Genomic DNA, 22,027 nt, shown 5'->3' with positions numbered 1-22,027 from the left:
GATCGGTAGTAATCGCCGGCATTATAGCCAAGGGCATCGGTGACTTCGATGTTTTGTGTCGAACAGTAGAAAGGCCGGTAAGCCTATTGAGTATCCAACCTACTTCCATAGCTACAGTGGCTGAGCATGCTTGCCTCTAACAGCCGCAAAGCGGCACAAAAAAACCCGGCAGAGCCGGGCTTGAACATAACCAACGAATCAGCGCGCCAGTTAACTGCGCAGTTTAGCGCGGGCCTGATCCGGCTTAAGCAGGAAGCGAGCCAGAGCCGGCAAGAGCCACAGGGCACCAACCATGTTCCACAGGAACATAAAGGTCAGCAGGATCCCCATGTCTGCTTGGAACTTGATGGAACTGAATACCCAGAAGATTACACCTACTGCGAGAGTAACCCCGGTGAAGGCCACCGCTTTACCGGTTGTTTTCAGGGTTTGCTTGTAGGCCTCCTCCAGATCCATTCCCTGCTTCAGATAGTCGGACAACTTACTGTAGATATAAATACCGTAATCCACACCGATACCTACACCCAGAGCAATTACCGGAAGCGTCGCTACCTTCACCCCGATCCCTAGGTGCGCCATTAACGCCTGGCAAAGAATCGAGGTCAGCCCAAGCGGCACGATGATACAAATTACCGCACGGAAAGAGCGGAAGGCGATCAGGATCAACACCGACACCACCGCATACACCAGTGCCAACATGGGGTACTGGCTGGCTGCAATGGTTTGGTTGGTGGCGGCTTCCACACCCGCATTGCCGGAAGCCAACTTCAATTCCATTACATCCGTGTTATTACGGGTCTCGGAAAAATCAGCCACCGCACGGGTAACACGCTCCAGGGTTTCTGCCTTGTGATCATCCAGGAACACGTAAACCGGCGTCAACGAACAGTCCAGGTTGTATAGGCTATCCGGCATGAAGCTCATGACGTTATTCAGCGCGTACTGATCCCGTGAAATGGTCGCCCACTTCATGGAGCCTTCATTCATGTTGGTAGAGATCCGTTTCGTCGCAGACGCAATCGTCGCCACGTCTTGTACTCCTTCCACATTGAGCAGGTTCCACGTCAAATCATCCACTGCCTGCATGGCCTGATAGGTGTTGCAGGATTCCACCGGCGTCTTGCCCATAACCACCAGAACATCGGCACTGACCGAGTAGTTCGATACCAGAAAGTTCACATCATGGTTATAGCGGTAACGGGGCTTGGGCTCATAGCCACGCGGACATTCCATGTCTTCACATGGGTCCGGCCACAGTTCAGGCGCCCCCTTGTCCAGATCGCCGATTTTCAGATCCTGGCTCATATAGATCCCCACCCCGTAACCGGCCACGGCCACGGCAATGGACAGAGCAGCTAAAGGCGTACGCGTGAAGCGGGCAAACAGGCCGGCCAGCGGATGATCTTTCTTCTCTCCCGCCTGAATTTTTTGAATGGATGCACCACTTACGCCCAGGTAGGACAGCACCAATGGCACGATCACCAGGTTGGAAATAATGATCACGGCCACGCCGATACTGGCTGCCATGGCCAACTCGCGAATCACACCCACATCAATCATGTAGAGCGTGAGGAAACCAATGGCATCCGACACCAATGCCACCATGCCCGGCACACATAATGCCTGGAAAGTGGAACGAGCGGCGTCCAGAGAGCTGCGTCCTTGCGCTGCATAGTTGGCCAAGGTGTTAACAATTTGGACACCGTGAGAAACCGCAATGGCAAAGACCAAGAACGGTACTAGCATGGAGTACGGATCGATGGTGAAACCCAGGCTACTCACAATACCGAGCTGCCAGATTACCGCCACAAAGGAACAAACAGTAACGGTCAGGGCACTGCGCAGGCAGCGAGTATCAATCAGCAGCAGCAGCGCGATCAGCGCCAGGGTAAAGAAGAAGAACATGGCCACTTCTTTCGCCGCTGCCATCACATCACCGGCTTTTTTGGCCAAGCCGACGATGTGAATTCGCACGTTCGGATATTTCTCCTGGTACTGACCGCGAATTTCTTCAAGGCGCGCAGACAGAGCCGGAATATCAATCCCATCATCCCCCAGGGCATCCAGCAAATAAGCATGAACAACACTGGATTGGAAGTTATCAGCGACCAGACGGCCTACTTGGCCGGAGCGCAAAACGTTGGTACGCAGCTGCTCCAGTGAGTCCTGGGAGCCATCGTAACCAGCGGGAATCACCTCACCGCCTTGGAAACCTTGCTCAGTAACTTCATTCCAGCGCACATTGCTGGTCCACAGTGAATGAATCTTGCTGGGATCCACTCCCTCCAATGCGAACACTTCATCGGTGATTTCTTTCAACGCATTGATGTAATCGTCGTTGAAAATATCTTCACCCTGGGTTTCGGCAACAATCACCCGGACATCATTGCCCAGGCTCAAGTCGTCCTGGTGCTCCAGGAAATTCTGTATGTACGGATGATCCAGCGGGATCAACTTGCGAATATCGGTGTTCAGTTGGATCTTGCTGGCCTGAAAAGCCAACAGCACAGTGGCTACGGTAAAGGCCAGTAGAATTAGAGGCCGAACAGCAAATAGCCCACTGGCAATACCTTTAGAAATGCGACCAGACATGCTGTGCCCCTTATTTAACGTCTTCAATCACACGCAACCCACCCTGCCCGGCGACAAGAATGCCGCCCGCATCACGAGGGAGAACCGCGGAGATTGAATCGCGGCCCGGCAGGAACCGCTGGGAAAAGGATTGACCACCATCGCGGCTGGTAAGGATGCCACCAGCATTCGTGACCAACACCACAGTGCCGTTCGCCAGGACCGTGCCATCGTTCACACCACGGGTCAGCTTTGAGGGGATTTTTACCCAGCTGCGACCCCGGTTCGCCGTCAACCACACATTGCCCTGTAAGCCATATGTCAGCGCTTTGTAATCAGAAATCGTGGTTACACCGAACAGGGTACCGCCATAGGGACTGTTCAGCTTTTCCCAACTGATACCTTTATCTGCGGAATGGAACATGACACCTTTTTCACCTACCACGTAACGGTCATTGCCCCCTTTCGCGGCGGCATAGTCGTACAAGTGCCAGCCATCACGGTTGTCCAGGCTGTCCAAGGCTTTATTCCAAGTTTTTCCACCATCACTGGTTTTCAGGAAATAACCATAGCCCCCTACCGCTACTGCACGTCCACGGCTATCGCAAAACACATCCAGCAACGGCGCACCAGACGTGTCCACGGGGGCCATGGCACCACCGTCGCCGCCGTAGAGGTCATCATCTTCATCCCCGTAAGCATTATCGCTGTAGGGATTGCCATAGAGATCATCCATGGAGTAATCGTCCCGTTCTTCTTCAACGGGCTCTGCACCGTCACTCGCCCCCAGAGGGTCACTGTACTGAACGGCCCAGCTTTCTCCGCCATCATTGCTAGCCAGCACCACTGCATCATGGCCTACCGCCCAGCCGTGTCGCGCATCGGCAAAACAAACGGAAGTGAGCAACACTTCAGATGGTGTAGCCGCCTGCTTCCAATGAGCCCCTTGATCATCGGAATAAAGAATCTTGCCTCGGTCACCCACAGCAACGATCCGGTTATCCGCATAGGCAATATCCAGATAGCTGTTTGCCGTAACCAGAGGCCCATTATTAGAAACAAAATCTGCCTGCAAAGGCGCAGACAGCATGGCCGACAGGGCCATTAACACTGTTTTTTTCATTATTTCTTACTCTTCCCAAGGGCCCGTGCTTCACGGCCAAGCAAAAAACAACCGGGGAAGCCATGAGCATCCCGGTCGCCTTGCTTTGCCGGCCTCATTGAACCGGCATTTTTTTATAATTAACGGCCCCGTCGGCGTAGCGCTGCTGGATGGAAATAACGATCGCCGGGTACTGGCTGGCTATAATCCAGGATAGAGGACTCTTCGTTGTCCAAGAACTGCACATGGTAACGCTGGGCGCGCAGATCGTGGAACGTATCCAGTGCAGTCCACTGGCTCGGCACTTCGTAGTAATTCTTGATGTAGGCCAAGCTGACCCGCCACAACTCACCACGGCGGTCGTACTGGTCGATAGCAGCGATTTGCCAAGAGTCTGCATCAATGTAGAAACGACGTTTCGCGTAGATATGTCGCTCACCCTCTTTCAGGTTGGCCTCCACAACCCAGACGCGATGCAGTTCCCAGCGCTGGTAATCCGAATTCACATGACCCTTTTGCAGCAAGGTCTCATATTTCACATCCGGATCATCCAGTTTGTAGTTGTTATACGGGATGAACATTTCCACCGGCTTGTCGCTGACCAGTGTCCAGTTGTACTTGTCCGGTGCACCGTTATACATATCGGTGTCATCCGCAGTACGCAGGCCATCCGCTGCAGCAATCGGGGTATCATAGGCCAGGTTAGGCGCACGACGAACGCGACGCTGGCCAGCGTTATAACCCCAAGCCTGGCGTGGCACTTGTTTCTGGTCCAGCATTTCGTGTACCAATACGGCACCACCGGCCAGACGGGCCGGCGCCTTGGTGAAGGACAGGTAATAGAAGATGATATTGTCCAAACTTTCAAAATTGTACTTCGGGTCATAGTAACGGAAGTACACTTCTTGCTGAGAGGTAATCAGCGAGTAAGCACCGCTACGCTGTACCGCTACTTCCGAAGCACGGCGAACTACGTACAGGCCACGCCAGCGCAGGATATGGTTCCATATCGCCTGCTTGGCTTTTTGCTCATTATTACCATTCAGTATCGGAAACGGGATGCCACCGAAAGCGTTATCCACACCGGTTTCACCCAGCTTCGCCTTGCTGGCGTTGCTCTTGGTGTTGTCGTACACCCATTGTGGCGCTGAGGTGGAACGGCGGCTTGGATAGATGTTCATTTTGAACGTATCCGGATAGGTCTTCAGCATCGCCTGCACGCCGTCCGGCACTTTGTCCGCATACTGGGACACGTTCTGGCTGGTGATGGTGAAAGCGACTTTATCAGACTTGTACGGATCCGGATGATGCTGGCCCGGGCGGGTATAGGTCTTGGGAATATCTTTTCGCTGGATGCCGCCGGTGTAATCAGCAATGCCCAGCCCAGTTGAAATGGCTTTGCCGTTGCCTTTGATCTGTGCACCGAAAGGTGTCAAGGATTTACCCAATTTCGCCGCTTCCTGGCTAGAGACACCAGCTTGCACATTGGCCGCCACACTCAAAGACAGAGCCAGAGCACCGCCCATCGCGGTGAGTTTCTTCAACATAATTGCTCTCCGTTAACAACAGGCCGGCACCCCGGCCTGGAACACATTAGAAAGAGTACTTAACAGAAACGGACGCATTGTTCCGGTCGGCCAGTTTGTTGGAATATTTGGCGCCCCAAAAAGTGGTAGCAGACATGGCCACTTCCAGGTTGTTCAAGTACAGGAAACTCACACCCAAGGTCGCCGCCTTACGGTCTTCCATAAAGTTGCCGCCAATGGGAGAGTTCCCCTCAACGTCATGGGCTAAACGAATGCTGGGGCTCATGGAAACACCAGCGAAAACGTTGCTGTAATCCGCTTTCAACACCGCGCGGTAACCCCAAGATGTGGTATCCATAGCGTAATCGGAAGGATCGTCACCTAGCGCAATAGCTTCTTCGTCGAGAATCATGGCAGTGGAGTTGTAGTTAAGGTCCGGATTTTCCAGATCATCGATATGCTCAACGCCTAGCTCCAATAAACCAACCAAACCATCAGCGCCGAAAGTGGGGCCGAAGTTGAAAATACTCACAAGAGAACCGTTGTAGCTGTCCACTTCATCGTACATGTAGTACATCTGGCCTTCTTTCACCTGCTCACCGGCAGCAAGACAACTACCTCCAACCTCTGCTCTTACACAATGATCTGTCAACCCGCCAATTGTAGGCGCTTGGCCAAAAGCTGCGCCGACAGAGGTCGAGGCGAGCGCAGAAATCAGGTTGTCGCCCCCTTCGTTTATGATTATGCGGTTCGGACGGTAAGCTAGCTCACCCGCTAGTGACATGTTGCCGAAGCTAGTATTGAAACTACCCCCAAACATGTCCTGATCCTCGGTATATACCATCTGGTATTGAGCATCATCAATCATGCCTGGGATGGCATTGGGGTTAGGCGCGCCATCATAGATGTTGGTTAAGCGAGCTCCGACAATTGGCAAACGAGAGTGAGTACGGGTGTAGTACAACGCAAATTCAGTTCCGTTCAAGCCCTCCGCAAAGTAGCGATACGCCAAACCAAACTGGCCACTGTCCTTAGCTTCATCATCACGCATACGATCAACCGTGACTTGAGTGGGCTCATAGGAATAAGGATCATCGGTAGGGTTAGTCAAAAATGCATTGTAGACGGCACCCGCAAAAGGAGCTGTAGCCGGGTTCGCAGCAACTGAAGCAGCGACCAGACGCCCGTCAACAATCACGTTGTCGCCCCCTTTGCCAGGAAAGGCATCGTGAGTGGACCAATAGGTACCTGATGGTGCATCTTCTGAATTCTTCCACTCAAACTGGTAGAAAGCTTCGATAGTAGAGTTGAATGTCAAACCGTATGAAAAGTAAAAGCTGTCGAGAGGAAGCAGCGCTTCTTTGATTTCGGAACCGGGGATTCGTAAGGCGTTGAGGTCAAAATAATTCGCTGTGTTTACGCCATTTTGCATGAACAGCGCCTCACCCCAGTTGATCACCTGCTGACCCAAACGGACATTCAGAGGCCGCTCCCACAAATCAAAATTGCCCCAAACATACGCATCCAGCAGGCGAGCCCGCTGCCCGGCGTAACGTTCAGCATCTTCAGTGAAATCATCGCCGGTACCGTTGCTAGCGTAATCGGAGTACATCGCTTGACGAAGAAATGGAGATGGAGATGGAGAAGCACCGGCAATCAGCTGACCACCATCGTGGCCGCCATCCATGATTACTTGGTCATACCAAGCCGTACCACGAATGAACATGCCGTATTTCCCTTGCCAGCTCAGGTCTAGTTCAGGGGTTATTTTGTACACAAGGGAGGCCAAGCCGGTGTCGTAGTTGTTATTAGCATCGTTTTTGTTGATCTGCGACCCATAGCCCTTACCCGCCATAACCAGAACGTCTTCAGTGGCTGCCAGCATCGGATCTTGGCCTTCAGTGCGAAACAAAGCACCCACAGACAAGGTGGTATCTAGTCGCCCAGACCAGTCTGGATTTTCGAAATCCAGTTGAACCGCTGACGCGGGAAGGGAAAGCCCGGTGAGGGCAGTGATACTGGCAACAGCCATCGCCAGCCTGGTTTTACGCAGGTGATTATTATTCATGTAGCTCTCCGAATTGCCATGCGCATGGCTTTATTGTTTTTTACCTAGGCAGCAGTCGTTCCCATTGCTCCAGAGCTCATTATTCTTCCTGACACAAACCACCGCCCCAGCTAATGCATAATTCTTACACACCAACAAAAAAAATAAATCCCCTGTGTACTCTATTATTGGCGACTAAACAGTCACCAATATTTTGTTTCCCTTTATCCCGAGAGAAGGTCAGGATGCCAGGATCCGCCCAAGCACCTCAACAACGTTGCCGGAAGCCGTTTTTTTCACCTCAGCAAGACGCTCCGTCAATAAAGCCTTCCGGCCAGGTTCCAACACGGGCAACCGAGCAGCCCCATTGGCCAGGCGGGCCGCAACCTGCGGATTAATGGCATCCAATCGAGACAAGGCCGCCGAAAATAGTTGATACCCGCTCCCATTTTCCGCATGAAACGCCGAAGGGTTCCCGTTTGTGAACGTGCCCACCAGCGCTCGCACCCGATTCGGTGTCTTCCAGTCAAAAGCAGGGTGTTCAAGCAGGCGGCTTACCTGTTCGACGGTGTGAGCCCCTGGCACGGATGCCTGAACGGCAAACCACTGATCCATGACCAACGCCTCATCCTGCCAGCGATCCGCGAATTGTGTCAGTGCCTGATCAGCACCGGGCAAGCCATGGTGCACCAGCGCCCGCAATGCTCCCAGCTCTTCACTCATACACAGTGGCAGCTCAAACAACTCCACCGCTAACCGGCCTGCTTCCGGGTGCTCTCCCGCCGCTAAAAAATCCAACGCCAGATTACGTAACTGCCGCCGCCCCATCGCCCGCCCATCCATACTTAGTTCCGTAGCCAGCAGGTTCTCGGACAGAGACAGCCAGTGCGACTGCAACGCCTTTCCTAACGCTTTCTTCATGGCACTGTGCGCGCGATGAATGGAGGCGGGGTTCAACGGCTTATGGCGGTCTCCCAACGCTACCTCGCCAGGTAATGAAAGCAGCAATGCCGCTTGGGCCGGATCTTCATCACTGCGGGCAATCACTTGCTCCAGCACCGGCACCAGCGCTGCGGCTTCTGCATCCGCCTCATCAGTTTCGGTCACTAACCGATCCAGTGCCGCAAAGTACAGGCGCTGGGCGGCATTCCAACGGCAATAGCCGTCACTGTCGTAGGCCAACAATCGCGCCAATTGATCAACGGAGTAGTCATAATCGAGCACCACTGGCGCTGAGAACCCACGCAGCAGAGAAGGTGTCACCCCGGCAGGCACATTAAACGACACGGTTTGCTCAGCCTGGTCCATGATAACCACCTGCTCCCCCTCAGCCGCACCGTTGCCTCCAGCATCCAATGCACAGGGAGCGCCCTGCTCATCAAGCAACGCCAGACGAATAGGGATAACCAAGGGCTGTTTCTGCTCCTGTCCGGGAGTGGCGGGCGTATGCTGACGGAACCTAAGGTGATACTGCCCGTCCCGGTATTCATCGGTAACCGTCAGTATCGGCGTGCCGGCCTGGCTGTACCAACGTTTAAACTGGCTCAAATCGTAGCCGGAAACGGCTTCCATGCTGGCCACGAAATCATCGCAGGTTACCGCCTTGCCATCATTGATCTCGAAATAATGATCCGTGGCCTTGCGGAAATTCTCTGCCCCCAGCAGGTGATACTGCATACGAACAATTTCTGCGCCTTTTTCATAAATGGTTAGGGTGTAGAAATTGTCAATTTTCTGGTATTTCTCAGGGCGAACAGCATGGGCCATGGGGCCTTGGTCTTCCGGAAATTGATGGTTGACCAGGAAATCCACATCCTCAACGCGTTTCACTGCGGCGGAATGCATGTCCGCCGAGAATTCCTGATCACGAAATACCGTGAAACCTTCCTTGAGGCTCAATTGAAACCAGTCACGGCAGGTCACCCGGTTTCCAGACCAGTTATGAAAGTACTCATGGGCCACCACAGATTCCACCCGTTGGAACCCGGCGTCGGTGGTCGTAGCGGGATGCGCCAGCACACAGGAGGTGTTAAAGATATTAAGGCCCTTATTTTCCATGGCCCCCATATTGAAGTGGCTTACCGCCACAATCATGTAGATATCCAGATCGTATTCGCGACCGTAGGTTTGTTCGTCCCAGCGCATGGCATTTTTCAACGACGCCATGGCATGGTCCAGCTTGTCCAGATCACGATGCTCAGCATAGAGGCGTAAAGCCACCTTACGGCCCGATACAGTGACAAACGTATCTTCCAGGCAGGCTAGATCTCCCGCCACCAAAGCGAACAGATAGCATGGTTTCGGAAAAGGGTCTTCCCAGGTCACCCAGTGACGGGCGCCCTCTTCTCCATGGCTCTTTTCGTCGCCCCAAGCCACCGGGTTACCGTTAGAGAGCAACAGCGGATAACGGGCCTTGTCAGCACGTACCGTGGTCGTAAAGCGGGCCAATACGTCAGGGCGGTCCGGAAAAAAGGTGATGCGCCGAAAGCCTTCCGCCTCACACTGGGTGCAGATCATGCCGTTAGACTGGTACAACCCTTCCAGGGCGGTGTTGTTTTCCGGTTCAATATCCACCACGGATGTTAACGTGCAGGTGGCAGGCAGCCCCTGTACGGTCAATAGGTCGTTCTCATAGCGATAGCGGCTACTATCGAGCACCACATCATCCAGCGCCAGAGTGCGCAAGGTGAGCCCTTCACCATTGAAGGTCATCACCGTGGACTCAGGAGACACAGGGTTTCGGCGCAGGGATAGGCTGCTGGTTACCGTGGTCACACCATCGCGAATATCCACATCTAGTGCGACGCTATCAATCAGATAGGCAGGGGGGCAGTAATCCTGAAGGCGTGTGATAGCGACGGCTGCATAACCAGTTTCCATGAGAACAACTCCTGACAGGAAGAATCAATAAAGACGCAGTTTAACGCGTCCCCATAACGACAACACCCCGCTTCGGCGGGGTGTTGTCGTTATGGGGACGCGGCTAAGGCAAAACCAATCAAGCACAGCGGAAACCAAGCCGTGCTTCTACTGCAGAGTATCTGGGCCACGCAGAATTACCGGTTGCTCTTCGGGTTTTTCCTCACCGCTTTTGCAAGCCTGCTGCATATAGCCGCTGCGCTGCTCCTCGGGCAAGTTTCGGGTTTCCCAGGCGATGACGGCCTGCAGGCACAACTCTTTTTGCTCACGACTCAAAACCCGGCCATCCGCCCATTTACCGGTCTCCACCGCACGACGCATGTTGTCGCACGCCTCCTGGGACATGGAGGTGATCAGGTCTTCAAAACTTTGGTAATTCATGGTTTAACTCTTTAAAAGGCCGCAGCACGGCGACGCGCTTCATGGAACACGAACAAACAACCGCCCCTCAATTGCTGTCACCGGGCCGGGAGCTCCAGCCCAGCTTGGAGCGACAGGCCTGATAGAAATCGTGCCCCGGGGGATGAATTAAATGTAGCCGATGCGGCTTTTTGCGAATCGCAATCACATCGTCCACCTGCAAACGAATCCCCTCCGTGCCATCACAGCTGACCAGCGGACGCACTTTTTCTGTGGTGATATGGATTTTGATTTCACTATCCCCCGCCACCACCAGCGGGCGGCTGGTCAGGGTATGGGGGTTCAGGGGGACCAGCACCATGGCGTCCAGCTTCGGATGCATGATTGGCCCACCGCCGGACAGCGCATAAGCGGTGGAGCCGGTGGGCGTAGAAATAATCAGGCCATCGGAGCGTTGCCCATAGACAAAATGCCCGTCGATCATCAACTCAAAATCGATCATGTGCACACTGTCACCGGATAACAGCACGATATCGTTGAGGGCGCTACCCTCCCCGACTACGGTCTTGCCTCTGCGCACTTCCAGATCCAGCAGGAAGCGCTTTTCCGTGCTGTACTCTCCATTCAGTACTTGGCCAACCCGCGATTCAATTTCGGAAGGCAGAATATCGGTGAGAAAGCCAAGATGGCCGCGATTCACGCCCAAGACCGGCACCTTATAGCGAGCCAAAGTGCGCGCGGCGCCAAGCAGGCTACCGTCCCCTCCCACCACAATCACCAGATCGCATGCCTCACCCATTTGCGAAGCACTGGCGGCCTGCAGGCCCATTTCCGGAAGACTGGAGATGATCTGTTTATCCAGGATAACAGTGCAATCACGGCCATGCAGAAAATGGATTAGCTGACGCAATGAATAGAGCGCCTGCTCACTTTCAGACCGTGCGATCAAACCGATGTTGCGAAATTTCTCTTGCGCCACGAGGGGTCTCATTCAGGTAATGCTGCGTAGGTGATGCGAAGCCCTGGCGGGCAGCTTCACCAACCGGCAAGCACTACCCCTGAGTCAGGTACTCGTTTAGGGTAGCAGCATTGGTATTCAGGCCGCCATCTAACACGATCACATCCAGGCCGGCGTTTTTTAACAGAAAAGCGGCGGTGGCGCTACGTCGGCCTGTATCACAGTAGGCGATATAGGTTTTGCCTGGGTCCAGCAGGCGGGATTTAAGGCGCAAAACGTTAAGCGGCATATTGGTCGCTCCTACCAAATGCTCCTGATCAAATTCGTCGCTGGTACGCACATCCAGCCACCAAGCGCCCCTTTCTGCAGCAGACAACACCTGATTACCCGGCATGGTCTTAATGATCGGCTCGCGCAGCAGGGCATCGAAATCCTGACGATCCAACTTCATCAGCACCCCATCGGTCGCCATGGACACCGTGGCATTACGGGGCTTACCCGACAGTAGCGCCTCCTCACCAAACCATTGCCCTTCTTCCAACATGGCCACCGGAGTCGGCTCGCCTTCGCCCATGCTGATAGACACTTCACACACACCTTCTTTAAGGATATAGCAGCAATCCGCTGCTTCGCCCTGGCGGATAATCACCTCGCCTTCTTTGTGGCGATTAGCTTTCAGTCGACTAAAAATTTCCAGAATATTGCTGGGCGGCACTCGATGAAAAAGCTTGGACTTAAGCAGCCGTATCATCCATTCACGGTCATTCTGATACGCCGAGTTGGCATTAATATCCAGAATAACGTAGCCCGCAGATTGATCCCAGGACAGGATGGTATCAAGCCGAAAGCTGTCAAACCGCACCACACTGACCTCACCCAGCGCTCTTGCGGTGCTGCGACGAGGTTGCACATGCTCCAGCGGGTGCCAGGAGGCGGTATCGCCGGCGCTTACTGTCCGTTGATTACCGTCTTCATCGGTAAGCTCAACCTTGCCACTGAGGAGATAGATGGTGGTATTGTCCTGGTCGCCCAGCGAAAAAAGGGCATCACCTGACGCATAGCGGCACACTTCCTGCTGGTCGAGCAGCCAATCCAGCTGATCTCCAGACAAAGCATTAACCGGCACAAATGTCTGTAACAGGCTTTTATCGATGGATTCCTGTGCCATAACAACCGCTCCCCATGTTCTTGTTGTTACTGTGGTTAAAAGCGTGCCGGGGCAAACCCTGCGTCAGAAGAAAGTACTGCAAAAACCTTACCAATCAAGCAATTGACGGAACCAGTTCACAGTTGTTGGTTAGCGGAAGCGCAGCACATTATCGATAGCGGAGTCATTGCGGCAGTTTGGGCAGCGGTTAGCGTTGCAATCGGAGACCCCCGGCTTGAACTGATTAGGCACCTCCACACGGATCACCCGCTTGCCACAGGGGGAGTCATCGGCCCCTACGGGCACCTGACAGGTCGGGCTTTCATAATGGGCCAGCCAGGCCCGGTAATGGTCCTCGGTGACCAGACACTTGCGCGCCGCAAAGGCTATGGGATTATCCATGTAGCTAGCCACTTGGTCTGCGACAATGGAGATATGCCCGGCACCGGGGTGGAAGGCAATAAAGCTTAACCCCAGTTCTTCAAGTTTTTCCAGCGTCTTCTGTGCTCCGCTGTTGGCGTCTTTCACCTTGTTTCGTTTCTGCTCGGAGATCTCCCCGCGGAGCTGGCCAATAAGATCATCACGGGTTAGCACATCCATTTCCAGCGCGTGCAGTTGCTCTGACATCTTCGCCCGCTCTTCTTCCAAGCGCTGCTCCAAGGCCAGCTTATATTGCTCCGTCAGCACTTCCATTTCACTGCCCTGGTGCTCACTGCGCCGGCTTTGTTCTTCCAAACTCTGGTTAAGCGATAACAGCTGCCCTTTCAGTGAATCGTTCTGTTCTCGCAATGCGCCGTTCTGCGATTTGATCGCCTTAAACTGACCCATCACTTTTTCCAGCTGAGCGTTGAGGATTTCTTCTTTCTGCTGGGCCACGTACCGCACTTTGGCCGCGTCTTCTGACTGGGTGTTCTCCAGGGTCTGTACCCGCAAGCGCAGCTCCTTGATAATGCGCGCCAGCCTTACTCGTTCCTGATCTGCCTTCTTCGCGGATTCATTTGTCTCTGGGGCGATCGTCGGCGCAGACGCCCCAATCACAGGAGGCGTGACCTCTATCTCATCATCCATTTCCAAACCCATTTTCGGGCCACGTTCTCGGATGGAATCACGGATAGCAATAAAATCATTGGCGCCAGGCTTCATGCCCGGATCCCACATTTGATCCTGGTGCCAGGCCACTGGACATTGGCTACGGCAGGCAAGCCGAATCGGCCCTGCCCCCATGTCGGGACCCTGGCCCGCATGCTCCGCCAAATGACGCAACGGCACATTCCACGTGGTGTCGGCCATGCCGTCTTCATCGAAATCAATGGTAAACAACACCAAGGAACGGACCCTTAACTGGCCACTAACCAAGCAATAGGCCCCTCTCATCTCTTTGTCTGCAAATTCCGGTACCCCCACCATGCCATCGAGAATGGCCTCAAAATCCGCATAGAGCATGCTTTTGGAAATACCCCGATGATCAAAAAAAAGAATGGCTTCCGAGGTAACAGAGGATGCGGCCATGGTGCGGGTCCTTCCTTTGAAGTTATTTTATTGTTGTCTGCCACGAGCACACCCACAGGGTGGCACCCGGCGTTACAGCACAGCCAATTATAGTCAGGCGTTATCGAAAGAGTGTGACCTGAATGGCAGTTAAAAAAAAGCGTAGCCGCGAGCGCGCTAATTCAAGCCTGGAGACCATTCCACGCACCACAATACCTTGCGACCGCAAAATAGTACCGTGGCCATGTCGGCAAAAAAGGAACGAAAACAGAAGAAGCAGAGGAAAAAACCAGACAAACCAATCACAAAAAAACGGCGCAGGATTACAATTCCTCGCCGTCATCTGCCCAATCATCATCTTCCAGCCACTCTTCCAAGCTCTCCATCAGAAGCTTTTCTTCCATACGTTCTTCCAAATAATCATCCATTGTCTTTTCCTTTATATCATGTCATTTGTCGCCCAAATGATTAGACAAAAGAAAGATGACAAGTTCATGAAATAGGGAAGCTGCCCGCTTACGCGGCAGAAACACGGAGAACAAAGGGAACAATGAGGAACGGGCAATCCAAGGTATAGCATGGAACAAGGAGTGTTCTTCAGATACAAAAAAGGCCCTCCGGAAGGAGAGCCTTTCTTGCTGAATAGTGGCGGAGCGGACGGGACTCGAACCCGCGACCCCCGGCGTGACAGGCCGGTATTCTAACCAACTGAACTACCGCTCCACTTATCCCTTACGGAATTCTTTCACTTACACAATATGGTGGGTGATGACGGGATCGAACCGCCGACCCTCTGCTTGTAAGGCAGATGCTCTCCCAGCTGAGCTAATCACCCTTGTTCGCGCTGCGAAGTGGGCGCCATTTTAGGGATTGGGCCGGGGGTGTCAACGGCTTTTTGTAGAAAAGTGATCGTTTGCTTAGAAAATGGTCGATATGTTTAAAACTTGGACAAAACGGAGGTGATCGGCCTCAAATTGCCCACCCCAAGCAACCAAGCCGCTGAAAACCGAAAACGTCTAGCCACGCTGTAGCTTGAGCCCTGAAGCTGGGCGCTGCTCACCCCTCCTCCAGCAACTCAATCCTCGCTTTGGCCTCTTCCAGGCTGAACGTGCCTGGTAATGGCTCTCCGCTGGGTTTCGCAATCAAGTAATGCTTCACATCTAGCGCCCAAGTCTGTCGGTTCAGCTCCCCCTCCTCAATGATCGAATAGCCGTTTTCTCCCCAGGCGAACGCATTGCCGATCATGACACAGATTCTCCAAGCACACGGGCCAGGATGATATCCGCCAGATCATCAAGGCTCAGCGAGCCTTCGGGATCAAACCAGTTCGGCGCCCAACCCGTCATTCCCGTTAACAAGCGGCGCACAATAAAAGGGTCTGCGCTAAACACGCCCTTCTCATGGAGACCGGTCAATACACCCAGCCACAACTGCTCATAGATATCACGCAACTTCAATGCCTTCGCCTGCTTCTCCACACTGAGGCAACGCCATTCCGTCACCATTACGGTCATCGCTTCGGCCGTATCGCCCACATTGGACTGCAGCTCCGTGCGAATTAGCGCCCGCAATTGGTCCTGGCCCGTGCTGTGTGCCGCCACCGCTAGACGCAGGCGCTCGGTATTGAAATGGATCACCTCTTCCATCACGGCATAGAGGATATCCTCTTTGGTTTTAAAGTGGTGAAAAATGGAGCCACTTTGAATCCCTACTGATGCCGCAATATCACGAACCGTGGTGCGATCGAAGCCCTTATCGCGAAACAAATGCGCCGCTGCACTAAGTAATCGCCCACGGGGAGAGTCATCAATTCCATTAATTGATAGCAATACAGTCATTGTTTCCCTCTATTAATGCGCGCATTACCGCAGGTACACGCGGGGACTGGCAAAGCGAGACTAGTAGAAAGTGAAAAGTTCAACGTTGAAACGCGCTTTGGGCAGGCTGCCAGGCCTTAATCTCTTGAGTCGCGACTCATTCTTTGTGCCCGGCCACACTCCTTCATTATTACGGAGAGTTTGCCTCGCTTTTCGCCGTTAAACTTTTCCCCTCCGACTGCTCTTCTCGTCCTTTACAAACCAAGCGCTTGCTTGGTAGCTTACGAGACCATGAATTCACACGCAAATGGAGCCACCATGACAAAGCCTGTTCGCATCGGCTGTGCCGCCGGATTCTGGGGCGATACCAACAGTGCTGCTTTCCAGCTCGTCCACCAGACCGAACTGGATTATTTGGTGTTCGATTATCTCGCCGAGGTTACTCTGTCGATCATGGCCGGGGCACGGATGAAAGATCCCAATGCCGGCTATGCCCATGACTTTGTCACTAACGTGATGACCCCCCTAGCCAAAGACATCAAGGCGAAAAACATCAAGGTTGTCAGCAATGCTGGCGGCGTAAATCCGCGCGCCTGTCGTGATGCCTTGGAAAAAGCCTTTGCTGCTGCTGGCGTGGAAATGAAAATCGCCCTAGTAGAAGGGGATGATCTAAACAGCCGCCGCAACGATTTTGCCGCTGTCACCGAACTGGATAGTGGTGCTCCCCTGCCCCCCATGACGGTCACCATGAACGCCTACCTGGGCGCTCTGCCCATCAAGGCGGCGCTTGACGCCGGTGCCGACATTGTACTCACCGGGCGCATTGCCGACTCCGCCGTCGTGCTGGGGCCGCTGATGCACGAGTTCAACTGGTCCGCCGAGGATTACGACAAACTGGCCCAGGGCTCACTTGCCGGCCACGTGATTGAGTGTGGCGCGCAATGTACCGGTGGCAATTTCACCGACTGGCGTGAAGTCCCTGACTTCCACAACATGGGTTTTCCGGTGGCCGAGTGCCATAAGGATGGGCACTTTGTGATTACCAAGCCTGCGGACACCGGAGGGCTTGTCACCTGCGCCACCGTGGGCGAACAGATTGTTTACGAAATTGGCGACCCACGCGCCTATTTACTGCCCGACGTGGTCTGCGATTTTACTCAAGTAAAACTGGAGCAGGTCGGCGAACACCGGGTGAGCGTCTCTGGTGCCTTGGGCCGCCCACCCACCGACAGCTACAAAGTGTCCGCCACCTACCCCGATGGCAACCGCATTACGGCCTCGTTTTTAATGGGCGGCATTGATGCTCCAGAAAAAGGCCAGGTCGTCGCCGATGCCATTCTTAAGAAAGTGGCCGGCCTGTTTGAAAAACAGGGTATGGCCCCGTTCCGCGACACCAATGTGGAAATACTCGGCAGTGAAACGACCTATGGTGCCAACGCCCGGCGTGCCGACACCCGTGAAGTGGTGGTAAAAATTGCCGCTCTGCACGATGACAAGAAAGCCCTTGGCCTGTTTGCCCGGGAAATAGCCCAAGCAGCCACCGGCATGGCTCCTGGTCTATCCGGCTTGGTCGGTGGTCGCCCCAAGCCGTTCCCCCGCATCCGTCTGTTTTCCACTTTGGTCGAGAAGAATGCGATCACCGCAAGCATTGATCTGGATGGCAAATCCCATTCCGTGGACATTCCTACCGGCCAGATCTTTGACGCCAGCGCCCTACCAAAGGATAGCGATTACGGTACCGCTAGCGGCGACACCACCGTGCCGTTGATCAAATTAGCTTGGGCCCGTAGCGGCGACAAGGGCAATCACGCCAATATCGGAGTGATTGCCCGCAAAGCGGAATACCTGCCCTATCTGAACGCCGCCCTCAGCGAACAGGCGGTCGGCCATTACATGCAACACGTACTTGACCCGGACACAGGCAGCGTTCATCGCTGGTCCATGCCCGGCATGAATGCCTTCAACTTCCTGTTGAAAAATGCCTTGGGCGGGGGGGGTATCGCGTCACTGCGTATTGATCCGCAGGGTAAAGCATTTGCCCAACAGTTACTGGATATGCCTATCTCCGTCAGCCAGACCATAGCCGACGCAGTGAGCAAGTAATTTTGATTGTAGCGCGCAGCCTGCAGCCAATGCAGGTTAGCGCCTTTAGGATTTCAAGGATTGGATAATGTCATACCGTTCTGTTTTTAGAGAAAACCTGTTCGCCGGCCAAAACATCATTGTTACCGGCGGCGGCTCCGGCATTGGCCGCTGTACCGCCCATGAACTGGCCGCACTCGGCGCTCGAGTCGTGCTGATCGGTCGCAAGCAGGAAAAACTCGATGCGGTGGCGGCGGAAATTGCCGAAGACGGCGGACAAGCGCTGGGGTTTTCCTGCGATATCCGTGATGAAGAGGCAGTCAAAGCCACCGTGGCCGAGGTCTACAAAGCCGTAGAGGTGGTCCACGGCCTGGTCAACAACGCCGGGGGCCAATTCCCTTCACCTCTGGCTATGATCAGCCAAAAAGGCTGGGAAGCCGTGGTGCGCACCAACCTCACTGGCGGCTTTCTGATGGCCCGGGAAGTGTTTCTTCAGGGCATGAATAAAAACGGTGGTGCCATCGTTAATATCGTCGCCGACATGTGGGGCGGCATGCCGGGCATGGGCCACTCCGGCGCCGCCCGCGCCGGCATGGTTAACTTCACCCAAACATCCGCCTATGAATGGGGCAGCTGCGGTGTGCGCGTCAATGCAGTCGCTCCTGGCTGGATCATGTCCAGTGGCATGGACACCTACCCTGAAGGCTTCAAGGCAACGCTTAAGACCTTGCGCGCCGCCGTACCCCTTCAACGCATGGGCAATGAAGCGGAAGTTTCCGGCGCGATTTGCTTTTTGCTCAGCGACGCGGCTGCCTTCATCAGTGGCGACACCTTACGTATTGATGGCGCCGCCAGCCAGGGCAACGTGGCGATCTTCCCACTGCCCGCCCACGACAAAAGCAAACCGTTCGATGGTTTCCACCGCGCCACCACCCCGGACGTTTTCAAGGATCTCTAATGGCCACTCTCGACAGCGCAATTGACCCCAACAGCCAAGAATACCGCCAAAACCGTGAAGCTCTGCTTGCGGCGATAGAAGAGTTCCGCGCCATCGAACAGGCCGTAGTCGATACCGCGGAAAGCAAACGGGCCAAATTTGAAAAACGCGGCCAACTGCTTCCCCACGAGCGTATTTCTCGGCTGTTGGATGCCGGCTCTCCGTTTTTGAACCTTATGAACCTGGCCGGCTACCAAATGCACGATGACAAAGACGGCACCGAAGCAGGCGGCGGCACTATTGCCGGTATCGGCTATGTGTCCGGTGTGCGGTGTTTGGTCACGGCATCTAACTCGGCCATCAAGGGCGGCACCATTTCCCCCTCTGGTTTGCACAAAACGCTACGTCTACAACGCATCGCTCTGGAGAACAAACTGCCGGTGGTAAGCTTGGTTGAGTCCGGCGGTGCGAACTTGAATTATGCCGCTGAAGTATTCGTGGATGGCGCCCGCACCTTTGCCAACCAGGCACGCTTGTCCGCCGCGGGTATCCCCCAAATCACCGTGGTTCATGGTAACGCTACCGCCGGTGGCGCCTACCAACCAGGCTTGTCTGATTACGTGGTAGTGGTTCGCGAACGCGCCAAGATGTTCCTGGCCGGCCCGCCACTACTGAAAGCCGCTACCGGAGAGATTGCCACCGACGAAGAACTGGGTGGCGCAGAAATGCATGCGGGTACTGCCGGCACCGCCGAGTACCTGGCGCAATCCGATGCAGACGGTATTAGCCAGGCTCGTGATCTGGTGAAACTACTGGGCTGGCGCCGAGCGGCCGCGGACGTTCCCGAACATGAAGAGCCGAAATTCCCACCCGAAGAACTACTCGGTGTGGTCCCTTGCGATGCCAAGAAACCCTACGACGTGCGCGAAATCATCGCCCGCATCGTTGATGGATCCCAGTTTTTAGATTTCAAAAACGAATGGGACAGCGCCACCGTCTGCGGTTGGAGCACCATCGAAGGCAAACCCGTGGGCATTATCGGCAACAATGGCCCCATTACGCCCCGTGGCGCAGCCAAGGCCGCCCAGTTTATCCAACTTTGCGACCAAACTCGCCGGCCCTTACTGTTTCTTCACAACACCACAGGCTTCATGGTTGGTACCGATGCAGAACAGAACGGGGTCATAAAAAACGGTTCGAAAATGCTGCAAGCGGTGGCCAATGCCCGAGTACCAAAAATTTCTGTGGTGGTGGGCGGCTCCTACGGCGCCGGCAACTACGCCATGTGTGGCCGCGGGCTAGACCCACGCTTCATCTTTGCTTGGCCCAATTCCAAAGTGGCGGTAATGGGCGGCCAACAAGCCGGCATGGTGTTGCGCATCGTGGCCGAGGGCAAACAACGGGCCAACGGCATTGAGCCCGACCCGAAAGTTCTCGACATGCTGCAACAAAGCACCGCCCAGAAACTCGACAGCCAGTCCACTGCCCTATACGGCACCGCACGCCTCTGGGACGACGGTATTATCGACCCACGCGACACTCGCCGGGTAGTGGCTTATGCACTGGACATCTGTGACGACGCCGAACAGCGCCAGCTCCACCCGAATTCATTCGGTGTGGCAAGACTGTAAAAACAGTTGAGAGCCAAGAGCCGCGGCCGAGGGGCTACAGGAATGCAGAGGCCCACCTTTTCCGCACACAAAGTGTGCGGCGCGGCTCCAGTTAAGGAGCCAATCGACATGGCACATTGGCGTTTCAACGTTGAACGTTAAATTCAAACGATAAACATAACGAACACAACAGGGAGCTTCCCATGCAATTCACTCAAGAGCACGAAGAACTTCGCCGTACCGTCCGCAATTTTGTCGACAAAGAACTCAACCCCCATATTCGCGAGTGGGAAGACGCGGGCCGTTTCCCCATTCATGAAGTCTTCAAAAAAATGGGCGACCTGGGGTTACTCGGGGTGACCAAACCGGAAGAATTTGGCGGCATGGGGCTGGACTACTCCTACGGCATGGTAATGAGCGAAGAAATGGGTCGCGTTCATTGCGGCGGTGTCCCGCTTGCAGTGGGCGTGCAAACCGACATGGCTACCCCTGCCATCGCCCGCTTTGGTTCCGATGAGCTACGTCGTGACTATCTGGCACCCGCCATCGCCGGCGACATGGTGGCATCCATTGCCGTCTCCGAGCCCCACGCTGGTTCCGATGTGGCCGCGGTAAAAACCAATGCGGTTAAAGACGGTGACGACTATGTAATCAACGGCACCAAGATGTGGATCACCAATTCTCCCAGCGCAGATTTCTTTTGCCTGCTCGCCAATACCTCCGACGGCAAACCCCACGTCAACAAGTCTTTGATCGTGGTGCCAAAAGACGCAGGCGGCATCACCGTGGACAAACCGCTGAACAAGCTGGGCATGCGTTGCTCGGAAACGGCCCAGGTATTTTTCGATAACGTGCGCGTGCCCCAACGAAACCTGATTGGCCAGGAAGGCATGGGCTTCATGATGCAGATGATGCAGTTCCAAGAAGAGCGCTTGTTTGCTGCGGCCAACAGCCTTAAGGGCTTGGAACATGTGATCGATGAAACCATCGCCTACGCCAAAGATCGCAAGATTTTCGGCATGCCGCTGATTGATAACCAGAGCGTGCATTTCCGCCTTGCCGAACTGCAAAGCGAGGTCGAATCTCTGCGTGCCCTTACCTATCGCGCCTGCGAAATGTATGTGAACGGCAAAGATGTATTGCAACTTGCTTCCATGGCAAAACTGAAAGTGGGCCGCCTAAGCCGTGAAGTGGCCGACAGCTGCCTCCAGTATTGGGGCGGTAATGGCTTCATGTGGGAAAACCCCGCAGGCCAGCTTTTCCGTGATGGCCGCTTGGGCTCCATCGGCGGCGGCGCCGACGAAATCATGCTCGGCATTATCTGCAAGACCATGGATATCCTGCCCGGCAAGAAGAAGTAACGGCCGGACAGCACCACTCTATCCGTAGGAGCGTCGCCTAGCGGCGCGATTGCAAACGTATCGGGCTATCCCGGCGCTTGGCACGCTTCTACAAATAAACGA

At 54.5% G+C, this 22,027-nt stretch carries 15 protein-coding genes and 2 tRNA genes; 4 read left to right on the top strand and 13 right to left on the bottom strand.

The features are described from left to right. Positions 1-210: 210 nt before the first annotated feature. From ABNH10_RS07925 to ABNH10_RS07865, 13 genes are all read right to left on the bottom strand, one after another. The gene (locus ABNH10_RS07925) at positions 211-2,592 is read right to left on the bottom strand and encodes an efflux RND transporter permease subunit (RefSeq protein ID WP_349385425.1); all 2,382 of its coding nucleotides are present in this window, start codon (positions 2,590-2,592) and stop codon (positions 211-213) included. 10 nt (positions 2,593-2,602) lie between these two features. Beyond that, a complete protein-coding gene (locus tag ABNH10_RS07920) occupies positions 2,603-3,694 on the bottom strand; it encodes a WD40/YVTN/BNR-like repeat-containing protein (RefSeq protein WP_349385424.1) in 1,092 nt (363 codons plus the stop codon). Positions 3,695-3,813: 119 nt separating this feature from the next. After that, positions 3,814-5,220: a DUF1329 domain-containing protein gene (locus ABNH10_RS07915; RefSeq protein WP_349385423.1), complete on the bottom strand. Its 1,407-nt coding sequence runs from the start codon at positions 5,218-5,220 to the stop codon at positions 3,814-3,816. A 46-nt stretch (positions 5,221-5,266) separates the two neighbouring features. Next, entirely contained in the window at positions 5,267-7,267 is a 2,001-nt protein-coding gene (locus tag ABNH10_RS07910) for a DUF1302 domain-containing protein (protein WP_349385422.1), read from the bottom strand. Positions 7,268-7,486: 219 nt separating this feature from the next. Next, complete coding sequence (gene pepN / locus ABNH10_RS07905) at positions 7,487-10,126, bottom strand: aminopeptidase N (protein WP_349385421.1); 2,640 nt, start codon at positions 10,124-10,126, stop codon at positions 7,487-7,489. 147 nt (positions 10,127-10,273) lie between these two features. Next, positions 10,274-10,546, bottom strand: coding sequence for a YeaC family protein (locus ABNH10_RS07900; RefSeq protein ID WP_349385420.1), 273 nt, complete (start codon positions 10,544-10,546; stop codon positions 10,274-10,276). 67 nt (positions 10,547-10,613) lie between these two features. Continuing rightward, complete coding sequence (locus ABNH10_RS07895) at positions 10,614-11,516, bottom strand: NAD(+) kinase (protein ID WP_349385419.1); 903 nt, start codon at positions 11,514-11,516, stop codon at positions 10,614-10,616. A gap of 61 nt (positions 11,517-11,577) precedes the next feature. Then, positions 11,578-12,651 carry a cyclic nucleotide-binding domain-containing protein gene (locus tag ABNH10_RS07890; RefSeq protein ID WP_349385418.1) on the bottom strand — a complete coding sequence of 358 codons (1,074 nt, stop codon included), beginning with the start codon at positions 12,649-12,651 and terminating at the stop codon, positions 11,578-11,580. A gap of 129 nt (positions 12,652-12,780) precedes the next feature. Then, positions 12,781-14,139: a coiled-coil domain-containing protein gene (locus tag ABNH10_RS07885; RefSeq protein WP_349385417.1), complete on the bottom strand. Its 1,359-nt coding sequence runs from the start codon at positions 14,137-14,139 to the stop codon at positions 12,781-12,783. Positions 14,140-14,764: 625 nt separating this feature from the next. Further along, positions 14,765-14,841 (bottom strand) — tRNA-Asp (locus ABNH10_RS07880). Positions 14,842-14,877: 36 nt separating this feature from the next. Beyond that, positions 14,878-14,953 (bottom strand) — tRNA-Val (locus ABNH10_RS07875). A gap of 221 nt (positions 14,954-15,174) precedes the next feature. Beyond that, positions 15,175-15,363 (bottom strand): hypothetical protein, encoded by a 189-nt coding sequence (locus tag ABNH10_RS07870; protein ID WP_349385416.1) that lies wholly within the window; start codon positions 15,361-15,363, stop codon positions 15,175-15,177. Next, positions 15,360-15,956 carry a TetR/AcrR family transcriptional regulator gene (locus tag ABNH10_RS07865; RefSeq protein WP_349385415.1) on the bottom strand — a complete coding sequence of 199 codons (597 nt, stop codon included), beginning with the start codon at positions 15,954-15,956 and terminating at the stop codon, positions 15,360-15,362. Before ABNH10_RS07865 ends, ABNH10_RS07870 begins: the two co-directional genes overlap by 4 nt. A 297-nt stretch (positions 15,957-16,253) precedes the next feature. On the opposite strand from ABNH10_RS07865, the gene ABNH10_RS07860 reads away from it, so the two are divergent. From ABNH10_RS07860 to ABNH10_RS07845, 4 genes are all read left to right on the top strand, one after another. Continuing rightward, complete coding sequence (locus ABNH10_RS07860) at positions 16,254-18,038, top strand: acyclic terpene utilization AtuA family protein (protein ID WP_349385414.1); 1,785 nt, start codon at positions 16,254-16,256, stop codon at positions 18,036-18,038. A gap of 67 nt (positions 18,039-18,105) precedes the next feature. Continuing rightward, positions 18,106-18,975 (top strand): SDR family oxidoreductase, encoded by an 870-nt coding sequence (locus ABNH10_RS07855; protein ID WP_349385413.1) that lies wholly within the window; start codon positions 18,106-18,108, stop codon positions 18,973-18,975. Beyond that, the gene (locus ABNH10_RS07850; protein ID WP_349385412.1) at positions 18,975-20,585 is read left to right on the top strand and encodes an acyl-CoA carboxylase subunit beta; all 1,611 of its coding nucleotides are present in this window, start codon (positions 18,975-18,977) and stop codon (positions 20,583-20,585) included. The genes ABNH10_RS07855 and ABNH10_RS07850 overlap by 1 nt, the downstream gene beginning before the upstream one ends. A gap of 182 nt (positions 20,586-20,767) precedes the next feature. Continuing rightward, positions 20,768-21,925: an acyl-CoA dehydrogenase family protein gene (locus ABNH10_RS07845; protein WP_349385411.1), complete on the top strand. Its 1,158-nt coding sequence runs from the start codon at positions 20,768-20,770 to the stop codon at positions 21,923-21,925. Positions 21,926-22,027 lie beyond the last annotated feature (102 nt).

The sequence above is a fragment of the Alcanivorax sp. genome (assembly GCF_040119285.1).
Classification (GTDB): domain Bacteria; phylum Pseudomonadota; class Gammaproteobacteria; order Pseudomonadales; family Alcanivoracaceae; genus Alcanivorax.
The sequence above is the reverse complement of the archived record's forward strand: the minus strand, read 5'-3'. Positions and strand labels throughout refer to the sequence as shown.

What these genes read in the sequence shown, in the direction of transcription:
- ABNH10_RS07925 (WP_349385425.1), bottom strand. Translation starts at nt 2,592, where the DNA reads ATGTCTGGTCGCATTTCTAAAGGTATTGCCAGTGGGCTATTTGCTGTT.
- ABNH10_RS07920 (WP_349385424.1), bottom strand. Translation starts at nt 3,694, where the DNA reads ATGAAAAAAACAGTGTTAATGGCCCTGTCGGCCATGCTGTCTGCGCCT.
- ABNH10_RS07915 (WP_349385423.1), bottom strand. Translation starts at nt 5,220, where the DNA reads ATGTTGAAGAAACTCACCGCGATGGGCGGTGCTCTGGCTCTGTCTTTG.
- ABNH10_RS07910 (WP_349385422.1), bottom strand. Translation starts at nt 7,267, where the DNA reads ATGAATAATAATCACCTGCGTAAAACCAGGCTGGCGATGGCTGTTGCC.
- pepN (WP_349385421.1), bottom strand. Translation starts at nt 10,126, where the DNA reads ATGGAAACTGGTTATGCAGCCGTCGCTATCACACGCCTTCAGGATTAC.
- ABNH10_RS07900 (WP_349385420.1), bottom strand. Translation starts at nt 10,546, where the DNA reads ATGAATTACCAAAGTTTTGAAGACCTGATCACCTCCATGTCCCAGGAG.
- ABNH10_RS07895 (WP_349385419.1), bottom strand. Translation starts at nt 11,516, where the DNA reads ATGAGACCCCTCGTGGCGCAAGAGAAATTTCGCAACATCGGTTTGATC.
- ABNH10_RS07890 (WP_349385418.1), bottom strand. Translation starts at nt 12,651, where the DNA reads ATGGCACAGGAATCCATCGATAAAAGCCTGTTACAGACATTTGTGCCG.
- ABNH10_RS07885 (WP_349385417.1), bottom strand. Translation starts at nt 14,139, where the DNA reads ATGGCCGCATCCTCTGTTACCTCGGAAGCCATTCTTTTTTTTGATCAT.
- ABNH10_RS07870 (WP_349385416.1), bottom strand. Translation starts at nt 15,363, where the DNA reads ATGATCGGCAATGCGTTCGCCTGGGGAGAAAACGGCTATTCGATCATT.
- ABNH10_RS07865 (WP_349385415.1), bottom strand. Translation starts at nt 15,956, where the DNA reads ATGACTGTATTGCTATCAATTAATGGAATTGATGACTCTCCCCGTGGG.
- ABNH10_RS07860 (WP_349385414.1), top strand. Translation starts at nt 16,254, where the DNA reads ATGACAAAGCCTGTTCGCATCGGCTGTGCCGCCGGATTCTGGGGCGAT.
- ABNH10_RS07855 (WP_349385413.1), top strand. Translation starts at nt 18,106, where the DNA reads ATGTCATACCGTTCTGTTTTTAGAGAAAACCTGTTCGCCGGCCAAAAC.
- ABNH10_RS07850 (WP_349385412.1), top strand. Translation starts at nt 18,975, where the DNA reads ATGGCCACTCTCGACAGCGCAATTGACCCCAACAGCCAAGAATACCGC.
- ABNH10_RS07845 (WP_349385411.1), top strand. Translation starts at nt 20,768, where the DNA reads ATGCAATTCACTCAAGAGCACGAAGAACTTCGCCGTACCGTCCGCAAT.